A 17,310-nucleotide genomic window follows, 5' to 3' on the forward strand; every position below is an offset into this window, starting at 1 on the left:
TTTCTAGAAGTGGTCTTTGCGGGGTATGTTCGGCCCTCTGACACCGGCCGTACGACATCGCCGGTACGCTGAGGTGGTCAGTCTCGACGAGGGAAAGGACCGAGCGCGGACGTGGAGTTTGCCAAGCGCCTCTACCAGCGGTTCGAGTCCCTGGTTCACGAACTGGCCAAATTCGGGAGCATCGGGGCCGTCGCCTTTCTGCTCGACACGGGTGTCTACAACCTCTTCCTGCTCGGCTTCGAGTGGGGCCCCCTCACCTCCAAGGTGCTCGCCACCACGCTCTCGGCGACCTTCGCCTACCTGGGCAACCGCTTCTGGACCTTCCGCCACCGCGAGCAGAGCGGCCTCGGCCGCGAATACTTCCTGTTCTTCCTGCTCAACGGCGTCGCCCTGCTGTTCGGCCTGCTGGTGATCGGCTTCACCAAGTACACCCTCCACCTGCACGACGGCCTGAGCCTGAACATCGCCAACTTCGCCGGCGTCGGCCTCGGCACGCTGTTCCGCTACTGGTCGTACAAGAAGTGGGTGTTCCTGGAGGCCACCGAGCCGATCCCGGTGGAGCTGCCGGAGATCAGGCAGGACCGCTGACCACGCGGTTCCTGCTGTCCTCCTCGGCCGGGCGCAGGAAGATGGCGAACGTCGCCGGCCGGCGGCGCACCAGTTCCAGCCGTCCGCCGTCCGCGGCGGCCAGCGCGCGGGCGAGGGTGAGCCCGAGGCCGGTGCCACCGCCGCCGCTGACGTTCCGTTCGAAGATCTTGGGTGCGATCTCGTCGGCGATGCCGGGGCCCTCGTCGGCGACCTCGATCACGATGTAGTTGTCGCCGCAGGTGCTGGTGACGGTGACCGTGCCGCCGCCGTGGCGCAGGGAGTTCTCCAGCAGCGAGGCGATCACCTGGCCGAAGCCGCCGGTGGTGGCCATCGCCTTCAGGCCGCGGGTGCCGTCGAGGTGCAGCGTGCGGCCCGCCTCGCGGAAGACCGGCTCCCACTCGGTGATCTGCTGGATGAGCACCTCGTCGATGGCGACGGGCTCGGCCTGGGCGTGGCGCTGGCGGCGGGCCGCCGCGAGCAGCTCGTCGATCACCGCGGTCAGGCGCTCGGCCTGCACGATGGCCGCCTCGCCCTCCTCGCGGACGACCTCCGGCTCGTTCGAGGCGGCGACGATCTCCTCCAGGCGCATGGTCAGGCCGGTCAGGGGCGTGCGGAGCTGATGGGAGGCGTCGGTGGCGAACTCGCGTTCGCGGGTGAGCAGGTCGGAGATGCGGGTGGCGCTGCGGTCGAGCACCTGGGCCACGCGGTCCAGCTCGGGGATGCCGTAGCGGTGCTTGCTGGGCCGCGCGTCGCCCGACCCCAGCCGCTCGGCGATCTTCGCCAGGTCCTGCAGGGGCAGCGTCAGCCTGCGTGACTGGACGACGGCCAGGCTGACGGCCACCGCGAGCGCCGCGACGGCCAGCGCCACGATCAGCAGCAGCCTGGCCCGGACGTCGCGCTCGACCTGATCCCGGTCACGACTTATCCGGACGTAGACCCCGGTGTTGGTCTGGGCGTCCTCGGTCATCAGGTGACCCGACGCCGGCGCGGTGCCGACGACGGTCACCCGCAGAGGGGTTCCGCGTTCCCAGATCTGGATGTACCTGCCCGGGTACTTCTGCTCCAGTTGTTGCGGGTCGAGCGGGGTCTCCTGGACCCGGGCGTACTCGACCTCGCCCACGAGACGTTTGGCTTCCGCCCCGAGCTCCTGAGCCGCCTCGTCGACGATCAGACGGCTGACCACGACGCCCAGGGGGACCCCCAGCAACAGGACCGCGATGACCGCGACGACCAGTGTGGAGGAGAGCAGTCGACGGCGCATGCGCCTACTCGCGTTCGAACCGGAAGCCGACTCCCCGGACCGTCGTGATGTATCGGGGCTTGGCGGCATCGTCGCCGAGTTTGCGGCGCAGCCAGGAGATGTGCATGTCGAGGGTCTTGGTCGAACCCCACCAGTTGGTGTCCCACACCTCGCGCATGATCTGCTCCCGGGTGACGACCTTGCCGGCGTCGCGGACCAGGACCCGCAGCAGGTCGAACTCCTTGGTCGTCAGGTGCAGCTCCTTCTCCCCCATCCAGGCGCGGCGGGAGTCGGCGTCGATGCGGACCCCCTGCACGACCGGGGTCTCGGAGGTGCCGCGCCGCAGCAGCGCGCGCACCCGGGCGAGCAACTCGGCCAGCCGGAACGGCTTGGTCACGTAGTCGTCGGCGCCGGCGTCGAGGCCGACGACGGTGTCCACCTCGTCGACGCGGGCCGTGAGTATCAGAACCGGGGTGCCGTGCCCCTCGGCACGGATCCGGCGGGCGACCTCCAGACCGTCCATCTCTGGCAGCCCGAGGTCGAGAACGATGAGGTCGATGCCGCCCGACAGGGCCCTCTCCAGGGCCTGCGGGCCGTCGGGGCTCACCTCTACCTGATAGCCCTCGCGGCGTAGCGCACGCGCGAGTGGCTCGGAGATCGAGGTGTCATCCTCGGCGAGAAGTACGCAGGTCATGAAGCGATCGTAGGACCTTAGGCGATCGTTTCCCGGGCACAGCGCGCGGTTTGACTTGTCGTTGACCTATCCATTGACCTGGGCAAACGAAGCTAAATAAGGGTTAGTCGTGATTAAATTACCGCGATTATCGAGGGGAAAACACAAAGCGCTCCAGGCTTTCCCATCACACCACGTACGCCCGCATCCGCGGGACGCGTCGCGCCCGGCGCGGCGCCCGGAGCGTGATACCCCGATCCGGGCGCCGGAATGCCTGGTACGTGCCGTTCAGAGCCAGCTCGACCGGACGGAGGCCGCCGGGCCGCCGGCCGGGGCGGTGCCGAGCTCGCCGGCGCGCACCCGGTCGAGCAGGCGGCGGACGGTGTCGACGATCTCGGGGGCGGTCTCCCGCAGGCTCGCCGCGTCGTCCGCGCCGACCTCGGCGGGATCGACGCCCGACTGCCGCAGCACGCCGTCGAGGTCGGCCAGCCGCTCCCCCAGCCACTTCAGCGGCTCGGCCGACAGCTCCTCGTCGAACACCCGCCGGTCGGGCTCCCAGCCGCTGGAGCCCGGGTGGTGGTGCGTGCGGTCGAAGCTGCCCGGCGTGCCGTCGACCGACTCCAGCAGGTCGACCCGCCAGATGAGCTGATCGACGACGATCGGACGGGCCGAGTAGATCGACCCCTTGAGCTCGCCCGGCGCGAGCCTGCGGATCTCCAGGCGCACGCCGTGCTCGGCGCCCTCCTGGTGCTCTCCCGGGTCGGGGTCGACGAAGTACAGGTCGCCGACGGCCACGCCGATGCGCTCGAAGCCGAAGAGATAGAGCATGGAGACCACTCCCTCACAGGTGTCCTGGGCTCGCCTCCCCCAGTATCCGTCAGGCCGCCGTGGGCGGCCCGTGAGCTGGGCGGCGGGAATGACGACGGCCCCGCTGCCCGGGCGGGCGGCGGGGCCGGAGAGAACGGGGGGCTCTAGTCGTCGACGGACTGGGGCTCGGCGTAGCGGGCGAGGTAGAGCTGCTCGCCCAGGCTGCGCATCAGGCCCAGCTCGGTCTCCAGGTAGTCGATGTGCTCCTCCTCGTCCTCGAGGATGTCCTCGAAGATGCGGGCGGAGGTGATGTCGCCCTTCTCCCGCATCAGCTGGATCGCCGGGCGCAGCCGTTCGACCACTGCCAGCTCGACCTCCAGGTCGGCCTTGAGCTGCTCCTCGACGGTCTGGCCGATGTGCAGCGTGCCGAGGCGCTGGTAGTTGGGCAGCCCTTCGAGGAACAGGATGCGGTCGGTCAGCCGTTCGGCGTGGCGCATCTCCTCGAAGGACTCGTCGCGCGTGTGCTTGGCCAGCTTGGTGTATCCCCAGTTCTCCTGCATCTTCGCGTGCAGGAAGTACTGGTTGATCGCCGTGAGCTCGGCGGTCAGCTGTTCGTTGAGGAGTTCGATGATCTGCTTGTCGCCCTGCATGAACGGGCCCCTCGTCACGGTGCGGCTATGCGGTCGTCAGTTCTTCAGACTGCTTCAGGATCGCACAGATCTTCCGTACACAACGGGCACAGTCCCCACCGGCCCCAGTGGTGTCGCGAATCTGTTTCGCGCTCTTCGCCCCGGAGGCGATGCAGTCGTGGACCTCGTTCTCGGTCACAGCACGACAAATGCATACATACATCCGGGGACAGGCCTCTCAAGCGAGCAGGAAGGGGACGCCTTTAGGTTAGGCACACCTAAGATAGCTCACTTCGGTAAGGCTTGCCTATGTTAGAGGCGTCACATTCACCTGACCCCGCAGGTCAGTGGCCCCTCGCCCGCCACTCCTCCAGGTGCGGCGCCTCCGCCCCGATGGACGTGGAGTCCCCGTGGCCGGTGTGCACGACCGTCTCGGGCGGCAGGGACAGCAGCCGCCCGGCGATCGACTCGATGATCGTGTCGAACGACGAGTACGACCGCCCGGTCGCCCCCGGCCCGCCCTTGAACAGCGTGTCGCCGCTGAACAGCACGCCCGCGTCCGGCACGTGCAGGCAGACCGCGCCCGGCGAGTGGCCCGGCGTGTGCAGCACCTCCAGGGCCACCCCGCCCACCGTGATCTTCTCGCCGTCGGCCAGCGGCGTGTAGGCCACCTCCGGCCCGTACACCTGCTCCCAGAGCACCTGGTCGGCCGGGTGCAGCAGGATCGGCGCGCCGGTCAGCTCGGCCAGCCGGGCGGCGGCGTTGACGTGGTCGTTGTGGGCGTGGGTGCACACGATGGCCTTGACCCGGCGGCCGCCGGCCCGCGCGGCGATGGCGTCCGCGTCGTGCGCGGCGTCGATGATCACGACCTCGCGCGCGTCGCCGACCAGCCAGACGTTGTTGTCGACCTCCCAGGTGCCGCCGTCGAGCGAGAACGTGCCGGAGGTGATGACGCGGTCGATCATCAGAGCACCACCACCGAGCGCAGCACCTCGCCGCGGTGCATCTTGGCGAACGCCTCCTCGACCTGGTCGAGCCCGATCGTCTCGGTGACGAACCGGTCGAGCGGCAGCCGGTTCTGCAGGAACAGGTCGATCAGCATCGGGAAGTCCCGCGAGGGCAGGCAGTCGCCGTACCAGGACGACTTCAGCGCGCCGCCGCGGCCGAACACGTCGAGCAGCGGCAGCTCCAGCCGCATCTCCGGCGTCGGCACGCCCACCAGGACCACCGTGCCGGCCAGGTCGCGGGCGTAGAACGCCTGCTCGTACGTCTCCGGCCGGCCGACCGCATCGATCACCACGTCCGCGCCGAACCCGCCGGTCAGGTCGCGGATCGCCTCGACCGGGTCGTTCTCCCGCGAGTTGACCGTGTGCGTGGCGCCGAACCCGCGGGCCCACTCCAGCTTGCGGTCGTCCACGTCGACGGCGATGATCCGGGACGCCCCCGCCAGCGACGCCCCGAGGACCGCCGCGTCGCCGACTCCGCCGCAACCGATCACGGCCACGCTGTCGCCGCGCGTCACGCCGCCGGTGTTGATCGCCGCGCCGATGCCGGCCATCACGCCGCAGCCCAGCAGGCCCGCGACCTGGGCCGGCGCCTCGGCCGACACCTTGGTGCACTGGCCGGCCGCCACCAGCGTCTTCTCCAGGAACGCGCCGATGCCGAGCGCGGGCGACAGCTCGGTGCCGTCCTTGAGCGTCATCTTCTGGGTGGCGTTGTGGGTGGCGAAGCAGTACCACGGCCGGCCGCGCAGGCAGGCGCGGCACTGGCCGCACACCGCGCGCCAGTTGAGGATCACGAAGTCGCCGGGCGCCAGCCCGGCGACCCCGTCGCCGACGGCCTCGACCGTGCCCGCGGCCTCGTGGCCGAGCAGGAAGGGGAAGTCATCGTTGATCCCGCCCTCGCGATAGTGCAGGTCGGTGTGGCAGACCCCGCAGGCCTGCACGTTCACCACCGCCTCGCCCGGCCCGGGGTCGGGGACGACCACCGTCTCCAGCGAAACTTCCTGGCCCTTACCGCGGGCGATCACGCCCTGCACTTCGTACGGCATGGCAGCCATCTTGTGTCAGGAGGATGATCTCCGCAAGACATAGGGCTGGACCACGCCGAGCCCTCTTGCCGGCCGCCTCCTGATCTTGTGCACCTCGATCCCGTCCGGCGCTCCGGCCAGGCCCTCGGCCAGCTCGGAGTCGACCAGGATCGTGCCCGGCCGGGCGATGGCCGTGAGCCGGGCGGCCAGGTTGACGGTGGTGCCGAACACGTCGCCCATCATGGGCACGACCGGCCCGTACGCCATGCCGATGCGCAGCTCCAGGCTGTCGGCGAGGTCGAGGGCGATCGCCGCGGCCTGGGCCGGGGCGGGCGCGGTGAACAGCACCTCGTCGCCGAGCGTCTTGACCAGCCGCGCGCCGTGCGCGGCCACCACGTCGGCGGCGCGCGACTCGAAGCCCTCGACCAGCGAGGCCAGCGCCCGCTCGTCCAGCTCGCGCGAACGCCGGGTGAAGGAGACCAGGTCGGCGAAGCCGACGGCGATCGACACGCGGGCCGGCCCCCGCTCGTCCTGGTCGTCGGCGACGGCCAGCAGGCGGGTGCCGGCGGCGGCGAGCTGGGCCCGCCACACATGCACCAGCAGGTGCTCGAAGTCGGGCAGGAGGGCCTTGGCCGTGTCGAGGACGCCGTGCAGGTCGGCGTCGGTGCGCGAGTCCGGGACCATCGTGCCGATCACGATCTCGGCCTGCCACTGCGCCAGCCGGGCGGTGGTCTGGCCGAGCGCGCGGGCCATACGGATGACGGTCTGCTCGTCGAGCAGGCCGCCGTCGATCAGGCTGCGCACCCGGCGCAGCGCGGCCACGTCGGCGTCGCTGAACGCCACGGCGTCGTCGGGGAACTGGGCGAAGCCGAGCGCCCGCCAGATGCGCTGGGCGAGCTCCTGCGACACCCCGGCCCCGGCCGCGACCTGCGCGCGGGTGTGGCGGGCCGGCATGCCGACGAGCGTGCGCTCGATCTGCTCGGCGGTCGGCCTGCCGGGCGGTTGGGTGGCGTTCACGATCAGCAGGCTACGCCACCCTCAGTGGCCGTCGATCTCTCCGTCGGACGCGTCCTCGACCAGCTTGAACAGGTCCATGCGCACGTCCTGGATGCGCGGGATGTCGCGCAGGACGATCTGGCCGCGCTCGCCCGCGGACTCGACGGTCAGCGTGCCGCAGCCGAGCATGCGCTCCAGGAACGTCTGGTCGGAGCTGACGGTGTTGACCTTGGCCATCGGGATCTCGTCGGTGGACTTGTTGAGCACGCCCATGCTGATCGTGAACCGGTGGGTCGTCAGGACGTACCCGGTGTTCTTCCACTGCAGGTAGGGCACGAACGAGAAGATCGTCAGCAGGATCACGGCGATGACGACGACGGCGATCCTGCCGTAGGAGGTGACGCTCTCCCCCCACGCGGTGGGGAAGAAGTAGAGGGCCGCACCCGCTGCCGCGGCGATGAGGATCAGCGCGAAGAACGGGCCGACAAGGCGCTTCCAGTGGGGATGGAAGGATCGGACGCGCTGCTCACCCTGCGTCAGATGGTGGTCGGGAAGGGTCATGCCGCACATGCTGCCACCAACCCGGCCGAGCGGCTACGCCCTTGCTCATCGGGCGGCCCGCACGTGCACGACGTCTCCGGCGCCCAGCGTGTAGCGCTCGCCGCCGGACTCCACCTGAAGGTGGCCGAACCCGTCGATGCCGGTGGCCCGCCCGGTCAGCACCTGCTCGCCCGGCAGCTCCACCCGGACGTCGCGGCCGACCGTGGCGCTGACGGCGAGGTAGGCGGCGCGCAGCCCGGCGGCCTCGGCGTCGCCGCCGGCCGCCTGCCACTCGCGGTAGTGGCTCTCGACCTCGCGCAGCACGGCCCGCAGCAGCGGGTCGCGGTCGACGCAGGCCGCCTCCTCGATGGCCAGCGACGTGGCCGTCTCGACCGGGGCCTCCTCCGCGCGCAGCGAGACGTTGAGCCCCATGCCGATGACGACGGCGCCGTCGACCCGCTCGGCCAGCACCCCGGCCAGCTTGCGCTCGCCCACCAGCAGGTCGTTGGGCCACTTCAGGCGCACGTCGACCTCGGCCAGCCGGCGCACGGCCGAGGCGGCGGCCACGCCGTACAGCAGCGGCAGCCACCCCTGGGTCGGAACCGGCGTCGTGGGCCTGAGCAGGACGGAGAACGTCAGCCCCGACCGCGGCGGCGCCGACCAGGCGCGGTCGAGCCGGCCCCGGCCGGCGACCTGCGACTCGGCCACCAGCACCCGGCCCTGCTCGGCCCCGGCCTGGGCGGCCAGGGCGAGGTCGGCGTTGGTCGAGCCGGTGGTCTCGACGACGGTGACGCCCGTCCACAGGCCGCCCGGACGCACGAGCGCGCGGTTGAGCGCGGCCTCCGAGAGCGGCGGACGGTCGAGGTCGGAGTAGCGCGAGGAGGCCATCCCCCTATCTTGGCCGAACCCGCGCCGAGGTCGTCGCACCGCACCGGCTGGTCTCGAAGTCCGCATGAGGGGTAAAGATGGGGGGATGAGCAGACGTCCTGACCCTCGCAACTGGGCATCGTGGCGGCCCTTCGGCCTCGGGTTGCGCAAGCCGAACAACTACCTGGAGCTGTGGAAGGCGTTCAGGTCGGTCAAGGGCAACAGGCGTTACGCCTGGCGCATACTCAACCAGGGCACCTGCGACGGCTGCGCGCTCGGCACGCACGGCATGCGCGACTGGACGATGGACGAGATCCACCTGTGCAACATCAGGTTGCGCCTGCTGCCGCTCAACACCATGCCCGCGCTCGACGTGTCGCTGCTGCGCGACGTCTCGGGGCTGGCCGGGCGCAAGAGCGCGGAGCTGCGGGAGCTTGGGCGGCTGCCGTACCCGATGTTGCGGCGGGCCGGCGAGCCCGGCTTCACCCGCGTCACGTGGGACGAGGCGCTGCGGGTGGCGGCAGAACGGCTGCGCGGCGCGCGCTTCGGCACGTACCTGACCAGCCGCGGGGTGCCCAACGAGAACTACTACGCGGCGCAGAAGGCGGTGCGGGCGCTCGGCACGAACAACGTCGACAACGCCGCCCGCATCTGCCACTCGCCCTCGACGGTCGCCCTCAAGCAGACCATCGGCGCGGCGGCCACGACCTGCTCCTACACCGACTGGATCGGCTCGGACCTGATCGTCTTCATCGGCTCGAACCCGTCGAACAACCAGCCGGTCGCGATGAAGTACCTCTACCACGCCAAGAAGGCCGGCACCCGGATCGCCATGGTCAACGCCTACCGCGAGCCGGGCATGGACAAGTACTGGGTGCCCTCCAACGCCGAGTCCGCGCTGTTCGGCACGAAGATCACCGACGAGTTCTTCGGCGTGAACGTCGGCGGCGACATCGGCTTCCTCAACGGCGTCCTCAAGCACCTCATCGAGAACGACTGGGTGGACAAGGCGTTCGTGACCGGGCGCACGTCCGGGTTCGAGGAGGCGCGCAAGGCCGTCGAGGCCCAGTCGTGGGCCGAGCTCGAAGCGCTCTCGGGGGCGACCAAGGAGCAGATGTTCCGGCTGGCCGAGCTGCTCGGCCGGGCGCGCTCGGCGGTGCTGGTCTGGTCGATGGGCATCACCCAGCACACCTACGGGGAGGACAACGTCCGGGCGATCGTCAACCTGGCGCTCGCGCGCGGCTTCCTCGGGCGCGACAAGTGCGGGCTGATGCCGATCCGAGGGCACAGCGGGGTGCAGGGCGGGGCCGAGATGGGCGCGTACGCGACCGGCTTCCCCGGTGGCCTGCCGATCACGTCCGCCAACGCCGCCAAGTTCACCGACCTGTGGGGCTTCCAGGTGCCCGACACGGCCGGGCTGACCGCGACCGACATGATCGACGCGGCCCACCGGGGCGAGCTCGACGCGCTCGTCTCCTCCGGCGGCAACTTCCTGGAGGTGCTGCCCGACCCGGCCTACTGCCGGGAGGCGCTGTCCAGGCTGGGACTGCGGGTGCACATCGACATCGTGCTGTCCTCGCAGATGCTCGTGCCGGGCGAGGGCGACGTGCTGCTGCTGCCCGCCCAGACGCGTTACGAGATGGTCGGCGGCGTGACCGAGACCTCCACCGAGCGGCGGATCATCTTCTCGCCCGAGGTCGAGGGGCCGCGCGTGGGCGAGGCGTGGCCGGAGTGGAAGATCTTCGCCGAGCTGGCCGCCCGTACCCGTCCGGAGATAGCCGACCATGTGCGGTTCACCGGCACTCCGCAGATCCGTGCGGAGATCGAGCAGGTCGTGCCGTTCTACCAGGGCATCTCCGGGTTGCGGAAGTTCGGGGACAACGTCCAGTACGGCGGCCGCCACCTCTTCGCCGACGGCCGTTTCCAGACGCCCGACGGGCTGGCCGTCTTCTCCGTGGTCGAGCCGCCCGCCCTTGAGCGCCCCGACGGCACGTTCAAGGTCGCGACCAGGCGCGGCAAGCAGTTCAACAGCATGGTCCACGAGCGGCTCGACGGCTTCAACGGCGCGGCGCGCGAGGCCGTGCTGATGAGCCCGTACGACGCCGACCGGCTCGGGCTGGCCGACGGCGCGCCGGTCGAGCTGCGCGCGGGCGAGCGCTCCTACCAGGGCAAGGTGCTGCGCGCCCCGCTGATGCCGGGCAACCTGCAGATCCACTGGCCGGAGGGGAACGTCCTGCTCGACGAGGCCCGGCGCTCGCCACAGGCGCGCATCCCCGACTACAACGCGCTCGTCACCGTGCGGCCGCTGTGAAGGCGCGTCCCGGGCCCACCACCCGCGTCCGCATCCGGGAGCTGGCCGGCTCCGGCTCCCGCGACCGGCGCGACGACCTGGCCACGGAGGAGCCGCTGGAGATCCGCCTCACCGGCGGCGACGGCACCCGCAAGACGGTCGCCATCACCATGCGCACCCCGGGGCACGACTTCGAGCTGGCCGCCGGGTTCCTGAGCGGCGAGGGCCTGGCCGGGCCGGACGACATCGCGGCCATCGCGTACTGCACGGACGACGACCTGCCGCCCGAGGCCCGCTACAACACCGTCACCGTCCGCCTGCACGGCCCGGTGCCCGACCTGCCCGCGCTCGACCGGCACTTCGTCACCTCCAGCGCGTGCGGCGTCTGCGGCTCGGCCGGCCTCGACGCGCTGCACGGCCGGTGCAAGCCGATCCCCAGGGGCTCGCTCGAACTCACCTCCGAGGTCCTCTACGGCCTTCCAGGCGCGCTGCGCGCGGCCCAGGGCGTGTTCGGCAAGACCGGCGGGCTGCACGCGGCGGGCCTGTTCTCGGCGACGGGCACGCTGCTGGCGTTGCGCGAGGACGTCGGCCGGCACAACGCCGTGGACAAGCTGGTCGGCTGGGCGGCGCTGGCGGACCGGTTGCCGCTGGCCGAGCACGTGCTCATGGTCAGCGGCAGGGCCAGCTACGAGATCATGCAGAAGGCGCTGGCGGCCGGCGTCCCGGCGGTCTGCGCGGTGTCGGCGCCCTCGTCCCTGGCCGTCGATCTGGCCAGGGAGTTCGGGTTGACGCTGGTGGGGTTCCTGCGCGGCGAGCGCTGCAACGTCTACGCCGGGCAGGAGCGCGTCGTCACGTCCTAGTCAGCGGCGGACCGCGCGCTGGGTCTAGGTCAGGATGATCAAGGCGGCTGGTGTCCGGGTCGGATGTGCCTTGTGAGGTTTATTCGCAGGTCACCGGATAGGTGCCTTCGACGGCCGGCTTGTTGTGGTTCAGCACCTCCAGCCGGACCACGCCGGAGGTCTTCGTGTCCCGGTGCCAGTTGGCCGCCTGCACCTGGAGCAGACCGCCGGAGTTGGTCTTGTACGTGGCCGGCTCCGTGGGCTTGCCGTCGATGACCCAGCGCCAGGTGATCTCGGTGTCCGGCGCGGCGCGGAAGGCGCCGTGGGCGGTCACGTACGGGGCCTCGGCGCAGTCGCCGAAGTAGTGGACCGGCCGGAACTCGCTGATCCGCACCGTGCCCGGCGACGGGTCCACCGGCACGCAGGTCACCGTGTACGGCCTCTCCCTGACCAGCTTGTTGTGGTTCAGCACTTCGATGCGGATCACACCGCTTCCGCTGGCCTTCGGGGAGATGTAGAACAGGTCGCCGATCATCTGGGCCCTGTCGGGCTTGGCCTCCTGCGTCCTGACCGGGCCGGGCTTGCCGTCCACGACGACGCGGTAGCGGACCTCGGCCTGGCGGTCGGTGGTGATCCGGGCGTCGGCCCGCATGCCGATGGAGCCGGTGCAGTCGCCCCGGTAGACGGGCGTCAGCAGGTAGGGGATGGCCAGCTTGGCCGGGTCGGGGTCGGTCGTGCAGGACAGGGCGAACGTGCGCTCGGCGGCCTGGGCCGCGGCGGGCTGGGTGGTCAGGGCCAGCTTGTGGGAGCCGGTCTTCGACTGGTCGAGGCTCCAGGCGGCGGTGACGTCCTGCGACCTGGGCTGGGTGCCGGCCGGGAAGCTGACGGTCTGATGCTGCCACTCGGTGCCGTCGAGGGTCCACCAGTAGCCGACGCTGGCGGCCGGGCCCGCCGGGAGGGTGATGCGGCCGGTGGCCTGGTAGGCGATGGGCTCGTCGCAGTAGCCCTCGTAGTCGCCGGGCGTCAGGGCGCTGATCGCCGCCTGCGGCTGCTGCGCCGGGGGCTCCGTGGTCGTGGTCGGGGTGGGCGTCGGGGAGGTCGTCGGCGTCGGGGTGGGCGTGCTGGTGGGCGTCGTGGTGGGCTTGGGGCCCGGCGTGGCGCGGCAGGTCACCTCGTACGACGCCCGCGCGGAGTCGTGCCCGCCGGCGTTGAGGATCCGTACCGACTTCCAGCCCGCGGTGGAGGTGCCCACGGACAGCGGCAGCGTGACCAGCCTGCTGCGCGGGGCGCCGGCGGCGAAGTACAGCGACTCCACCGCGCCCTCGCCCGTGGCGCTGTCGATCCACTGGTAGCCGACCTTGGCGGGGGTGCGCGAGACCTGGATGGTCGCGGTGAACGTCACGGTGGCCGGGCAGTGGCCGTCCTGGCGGGGCGGGCTCGCCTGCACGCTCGCGGCCGCCTCAAGCGGCTTGTCCGGCTGGGCGGGCAGCGGGTTGACCACGTCGTACCGCTGCGGGGCTCCGGCGCAGGCGACGCGGAAGCGGGCCTTGGCCGACAGGCCGCGCCGGCCGAGCACCTCGACGGCCTGCCAGCCGGTCGTGTCGCGGTCGAAGGTCTGGCGGTCCCTCACGACGACCTTGCGCGCGCCGTTGACGCGGAAGCTCCTGATGGCGCTCTTGCTGCGGTCACCGCGTACCCAGCGGTACCGCACGGTGCCCTTGCCCTTGGCGGCCACGGTGGCGGAGAAGGCCACGGTCGTGGGGCACTCGCCCGCCTGACCGGCGGGAACGGCCCTGACCCGGGTCACCGAGGTCGCCGGGGCGGCGGCGGCCAGGGCCGGAGGAGCGGCCAGCAGGCTGCCGAGCATCACCGCGCCCAGCAGCAAAGCTGTCCTTTTCATGAGGGGGTCCCTTTCTGGCTCGTCAAAGCCCCCATGCTGCTCAGTGATCCTTGGAGGTCACTTGGAACCGCCTTGTGACAGTTGTGGAATGAAGCGTTCCGTTCTGATATAGTTGGAACAGAACAAACCGTTCCGCTTCTTCGGTAGAGAGGACCCCTCATGAGCATCCGCCCGTTCCGCATCGAGATCTCCCAGGCCGACCTCGACGACCTGCGGGCCCGGCTGGCGCTGACCCGCTTCGCCGACGAGATCCCGGGCGCCGACCAGGGCGTGGGCGTCGAGCGGGTCAAGCGCCTGGTGGCCCACTGGCAGTCCGGCTTCGACTGGCGCGCCCAGGAGGCCAGGCTCAACGCCCACCCGCAGTTCACCACGGAGATCGACGGGCAGAACATCCACTTCATCCACGTACGCTCCGACAACCCCGACGCCCTGCCGCTGATCCTCACCCACGGCTGGCCCGGCACCGTCGCCGAGTACCTCGACGCGATCGAGCCGCTGTCGCGCCACTTCCACGTGGTCGTCCCGTCGCTGCCCGGCTTCGGCTTCTCCGGCCCGACCAAGGAGCTCGGCTGGAACAACCGGCGCATCGCCGGGGCCTGGGCCGAGCTGATGGCCCGCCTCGGCTACGAGCGCTACGGCGCCGTCGGCAACGACGGCGGCTCGATGATCTCCCCCGAGCTGGGCCGGATCGACGCCGAGCACGTCGTCGGCGTGCACGTCACCCAGCTGTTCTCCTTCCCCTCCGGCGACCCGGCCGAGTTCGCCGACCTGAGCGAGGAGGACCAGGCCGGGCTGGCCGTGCTCGACTGGTTCTGGAAGGAGAAGGGCGCGTTCAACGTCCTGCAGTCGCAGCAGCCGCAGACGCTCGCGCACGCCCTCGCCGACTCCCCCGCCGGGCTCGTCGGCTGGCTCGCCCAGCTCTTCGACGAGGACCTGGACGACGACTTCGTGCTGCTCAACGCCTCGATCCACTGGTTCACCGGCACCGCCGGCTCGGCCCTGCGGCTCTACTGGGAGAACGCCCGCATGGAGCAGCCGCAGGAGCCGACGACCACCCCGACCGCGCTGGCCATGGCCGAGGGCGACTTCACGTCGATCCGCCGCTTCGCCGAGCGCGACCACCACGGCATCGTCTCGTGGAAGACCCTGCCCGCCCCCGCCCGCGGCCACTACACGGCCCACACCGCCACGGAGGCGCTCACCTCCGACATCACGGCCTTCTTCGACAGCCTGCGCTGATTCCGCGCGCTTCGGACGGCCCGGCCCTCCGCCGGGCCGTCCGCGCGTGTTCAGCCCGTGTTCTGCAGGCCGGCGGCCACGCCGTTGACCGACAGCAGCAGCAGCGTGGACAGCCGCTCGCGCTCCTGCTCCGACAGGTCCTCGGTGCGCATCGCGCGCAGCGCCCGCAGCTGCAGGTGCGACAGCGCGTCGACGTACGGGTCGCGCAGCTGCACGGCCCGCGAGAGCACCTTGCGGTTCTCCAGCAGCCGCGTGTGGCCGGTCACCCGCAGCACCAGCTCGCGGGTGCGGTCGTACTCCTCCAGCACCTGGCGGGCGAAGTCGTCGCGGCCGCCGAGCGCCAGGTAGCGCTTGGCGATCGACCGGTCGGTCTTGGCCAGCGACATCTCGGCGTTGTCCAGCATCGCGTTGAACAGCGGCCATTCGGCGTAGGCCGCGCGCAGCTCGTCGAGGGAGCCGACGGCGGCCAGGCCGGTGCCCAGGCCGTACCAGCCGGGCAGGTTGACCCGGGTCTGGGCCCAGGCGAACACCCACGGGATGGCCCGCAGGTCGTCCAGCGAGCGCGGCGCCCCAAGGCCACGGCGGGCCGGACGGGAGCCGAGCCGCAGCGAGCCGATCTCCTCCAGCGGGCTGACCAGCGCGAACCACTCGGGGAACCCGGGGGCCTCGGTGAGCGCCCGGTAGGCCTCCTCCGAGGCCGTGGCCACCTGCTGGGCCAGGCCGCGGAACCGCTCGGCGGCGGCCGCCGTACGGGCGCCGACCGTGGGCGAGGAGGCCAGCAGCACGGCGTTGGTGACCTGCTCCAGATGGCGGCGGGCGATGGCGATGTGCCCGTAACGAGCGAAGATGACCTCGCCCTGCTCGGTGACCTTGAAGCGGCCCGCGACCGAGCCGGGCGCCTGCGCCAGCACCGCCCGGTTGGCCGGGCCGCCGCCGCGGCCGAGCGCGCCGCCGCGGCCGTGGAACATGCGCAGCTTGACGTCGTGCTCATGGGCCCACACGGTCAGCTCCTCCTGCGCCTCGTAGAGGCGGAGGGTGGCGGCCGCCGGGCCCAGCTCCTTGGCCGAGTCGGAGTAGCCGAGCATGATCTCCATGCGCCGGCCGGTCGCGGCCAGGCGGTCCTGGATCTGCGGGATCTCCAGCATGCCGCTCAGCACGCGCGGCGAGTTCGCCAGGTCCTGGCCGGACTCGAACAGCGGCACCACGTCGAGCACCGGCGCCCGGTCGCCCAGGGCGTGCCCGGCCAGCTCGTAGACGGCCGCGATGTCGTCGGCCGAACGGGTGAAGGAGACCACGTAGCGGGAGCAGGCCGTGACGCCGAACCGCTCCTGGATCCAGGCGATCACCCGGATCGTGGCCAGCACCTCCTCGGTGCGCTCCGACAGCTCGCCGCCGGCCCTGATCTCCTCCAGGGCCGCCGCGTGCACCTGGGAGTGCTGGCGCACCTCCAGCTCGGCCAGGTGGAAGCCGAACGTCTCGACCTGCCAGACGAGGTGCTGCAGCTCCCCGTACGCCTGCCGCGGCGCGCTGCCCGCCAGCGACTCCTGCACCAGCCGCAGGTCGGCCAGCAGCTCGGCGGGCGCCCGGTAGGCGAGGTCGAGGTCGCGGCGGCGGGTGGCGGCGATGCGGGCGGCCACGTACAGCAGCCACTGGCGGTGCGGCTCGCGCGGCGACCGGGTGGCCAGCTCGGAGACCAGCTCGGGGTGCGCGTCGACGGCCGCGGCCAGCGCGCCCTTCAGCTCGGCCGAGCAGGGCGAGAACTGGGCGGAGGCGGTCAGCGTGCGGGCGATGCGCGTGCACGCCGTCTCCAGGGCGGTCAGCACGTGCTCGGACTGGATCTGGATCGTGTCCCGGGTGACCTTGGCGGTGACGTTGGGGTTGCCGTCGCGGTCGCCGCCGATCCAGCTTCCGTAGCGGATGAAGGGCCTGGCCAGCGGCGGACGGGTGCCGGTGCCCGCGTCGAGCGCCGCGTCGAGCGAGCGGTAGACCTGGGGCACCATGCGGAACAGCGTCTCGTCGAAGGCGGCCATGGCGGTGCGCACCTCGTCGAGCGGGTCGAGCTTGGTGGAGCGCAGCTGGGCCGTCCGCCACAGCAGGTCGATCTCCTCCAGCAGGCGGCGCCTGCTCTCGGCGCGCTCGGACGCGCCGCGCCCGGGCGCGTTGTACTCGGTGAGCTGGCCGCTGATGCGCTGGATGGCGGTGACGACCGCGCGCCTGCGCGCCTCGGTGGGGTGCGCGGTCAGCACCGGGTGCAGCTCCAGCCCCTGCAACAGCTCGCTCACGCGCTCCTCGCCGAGCTCGTGGACGGCCTGCGCCAGCGACTCCCGCTGCACCCTCCCCTCGGCGTCGCGCTCGCGCAGCGTGCGGATCCGGTAGTGCTCCTCGGCCAGGTTCGCCAGGTGGAAGTAGCAGGTGAACGCGCGGGCGACCGCGACCGCCCGCTCGATCTCCCATCCGGCGACCATTTCGGTGATCTCGTCGGCGGAAATCTCGCCTCTGCGCGCCGCGATGACGGCTTTGCGCAACCGTTCGACGTCGGCCAGCAGGTCTTCGCCACCTTGTTCGGCGATCACCTGGCCGAGCAGCTTGCCGAGCATGCGCACGTCGTGGCGCAGCTCGTCAGGCATCTCGGTCACGGCGGCACTACGACGCTCGAGCCCCTGGTCAATCATG

The 17,310-nt window shown here is 71.3% G+C and carries 16 protein-coding genes; 4 read left to right on the forward strand and 12 right to left on the reverse strand.

What is annotated here, in order from left to right; all coding sequences use genetic code 11:
* The first annotated feature begins 111 nt into the window (after nt 1–111).
* Nucleotides 112–588 carry a GtrA family protein gene (locus ACFYUV_RS14685; RefSeq protein WP_352321617.1) on the forward strand — a complete coding sequence of 159 codons (477 nt, stop codon included), beginning with the start codon at nt 112–114 and terminating at the stop codon, nt 586–588.
* On the opposite strand, the gene ACFYUV_RS14690 is transcribed toward ACFYUV_RS14685, so the two are convergent.
* From ACFYUV_RS14690 to ACFYUV_RS14735, 10 genes are all read right to left on the reverse strand, one after another.
* Nucleotides 572–1,849, reverse strand: coding sequence for an ATP-binding protein (locus tag ACFYUV_RS14690; RefSeq protein WP_352361812.1), 1,278 nt, complete (start codon nt 1,847–1,849; stop codon nt 572–574). The genes ACFYUV_RS14685 and ACFYUV_RS14690 overlap by 17 nt on opposite strands.
* 4 nt (nt 1,850–1,853) lie before the next feature.
* Nucleotides 1,854–2,522, reverse strand: coding sequence for a response regulator transcription factor (locus ACFYUV_RS14695; RefSeq protein WP_043620820.1), 669 nt, complete (start codon nt 2,520–2,522; stop codon nt 1,854–1,856).
* A 267-nt stretch (nt 2,523–2,789) separates the two neighbouring features.
* On the reverse strand, nt 2,790–3,329 hold the full coding sequence (locus tag ACFYUV_RS14700; protein ID WP_357994549.1) for a hypothetical protein: 540 nt from the start codon (nt 3,327–3,329) through the stop codon (nt 2,790–2,792).
* Between the two features lie 143 nt (nt 3,330–3,472).
* Nucleotides 3,473–3,958, reverse strand: coding sequence for a bacterioferritin (gene bfr / locus ACFYUV_RS14705; protein WP_352361818.1), 486 nt, complete (start codon nt 3,956–3,958; stop codon nt 3,473–3,475).
* A gap of 25 nt (nt 3,959–3,983) precedes the next feature.
* Nucleotides 3,984–4,160 (reverse strand): bacterioferritin-associated ferredoxin, encoded by a 177-nt coding sequence (locus ACFYUV_RS14710; protein ID WP_125632481.1) that lies wholly within the window; start codon nt 4,158–4,160, stop codon nt 3,984–3,986.
* Nucleotides 4,161–4,281: 121 nt separating this feature from the next.
* Nucleotides 4,282–4,902, reverse strand: coding sequence for an MBL fold metallo-hydrolase (locus ACFYUV_RS14715; protein WP_352361821.1), 621 nt, complete (start codon nt 4,900–4,902; stop codon nt 4,282–4,284).
* Nucleotides 4,902–5,987 carry an S-(hydroxymethyl)mycothiol dehydrogenase gene (locus ACFYUV_RS14720; RefSeq protein WP_387668904.1) on the reverse strand — a complete coding sequence of 362 codons (1,086 nt, stop codon included), beginning with the start codon at nt 5,985–5,987 and terminating at the stop codon, nt 4,902–4,904. Before ACFYUV_RS14720 ends, ACFYUV_RS14715 begins: the two co-directional genes overlap by 1 nt.
* A gap of 15 nt (nt 5,988–6,002) precedes the next feature.
* Complete coding sequence (locus ACFYUV_RS14725) at nt 6,003–6,983, reverse strand: adenylate/guanylate cyclase domain-containing protein (RefSeq protein ID WP_387668906.1); 981 nt, start codon at nt 6,981–6,983, stop codon at nt 6,003–6,005.
* A 21-nt stretch (nt 6,984–7,004) separates the two neighbouring features.
* The gene (locus ACFYUV_RS14730; RefSeq protein WP_387668909.1) at nt 7,005–7,523 is read right to left on the reverse strand and encodes a PH domain-containing protein; all 519 of its coding nucleotides are present in this window, start codon (nt 7,521–7,523) and stop codon (nt 7,005–7,007) included.
* A 45-nt stretch (nt 7,524–7,568) separates the two neighbouring features.
* Nucleotides 7,569–8,390: a biotin--[acetyl-CoA-carboxylase] ligase gene (locus ACFYUV_RS14735; protein ID WP_387668912.1), complete on the reverse strand. Its 822-nt coding sequence runs from the start codon at nt 8,388–8,390 to the stop codon at nt 7,569–7,571.
* An 85-nt stretch (nt 8,391–8,475) separates the two neighbouring features.
* Here ACFYUV_RS14735 and ACFYUV_RS14740 point away from each other — a divergent pair, with 85 nt between their 5' ends.
* A complete protein-coding gene (locus ACFYUV_RS14740) occupies nt 8,476–10,680 on the forward strand; it encodes an FdhF/YdeP family oxidoreductase (protein ID WP_364325904.1) in 2,205 nt (734 codons plus the stop codon).
* The gene (gene fdhD, locus ACFYUV_RS14745) at nt 10,677–11,519 is read left to right on the forward strand and encodes a formate dehydrogenase accessory sulfurtransferase FdhD (protein WP_387668915.1); all 843 of its coding nucleotides are present in this window, start codon (nt 10,677–10,679) and stop codon (nt 11,517–11,519) included. The genes ACFYUV_RS14740 and fdhD overlap by 4 nt, the downstream gene beginning before the upstream one ends.
* A 79-nt stretch (nt 11,520–11,598) precedes the next feature.
* Here fdhD and ACFYUV_RS14750 read toward each other — a convergent pair whose 3' ends face one another.
* Entirely contained in the window at nt 11,599–13,398 is a 1,800-nt protein-coding gene (locus tag ACFYUV_RS14750; protein WP_387668917.1) for a hypothetical protein, read from the reverse strand.
* Between the two features lie 159 nt (nt 13,399–13,557).
* On the opposite strand from ACFYUV_RS14750, the gene ACFYUV_RS14755 reads away from it, so the two are divergent.
* Complete coding sequence (locus ACFYUV_RS14755) at nt 13,558–14,637, forward strand: epoxide hydrolase family protein (RefSeq protein WP_387668919.1); 1,080 nt, start codon at nt 13,558–13,560, stop codon at nt 14,635–14,637.
* A 50-nt stretch (nt 14,638–14,687) separates the two neighbouring features.
* Here the strand turns inward: ACFYUV_RS14755 and ACFYUV_RS14760 are convergent, their stop codons facing one another.
* Entirely contained in the window at nt 14,688–17,264 is a 2,577-nt protein-coding gene (locus tag ACFYUV_RS14760; protein WP_387669271.1) for a phosphoenolpyruvate carboxylase, read from the reverse strand.
* Between the last annotated feature and the right edge of the window lie 46 nt (nt 17,265–17,310).

Origin of the sequence: Nonomuraea sp. NPDC003560, assembly GCF_042878785.1 — a bacterium.
GTDB lineage: Bacteria > Actinomycetota > Actinomycetes > Streptosporangiales > Streptosporangiaceae > Nonomuraea.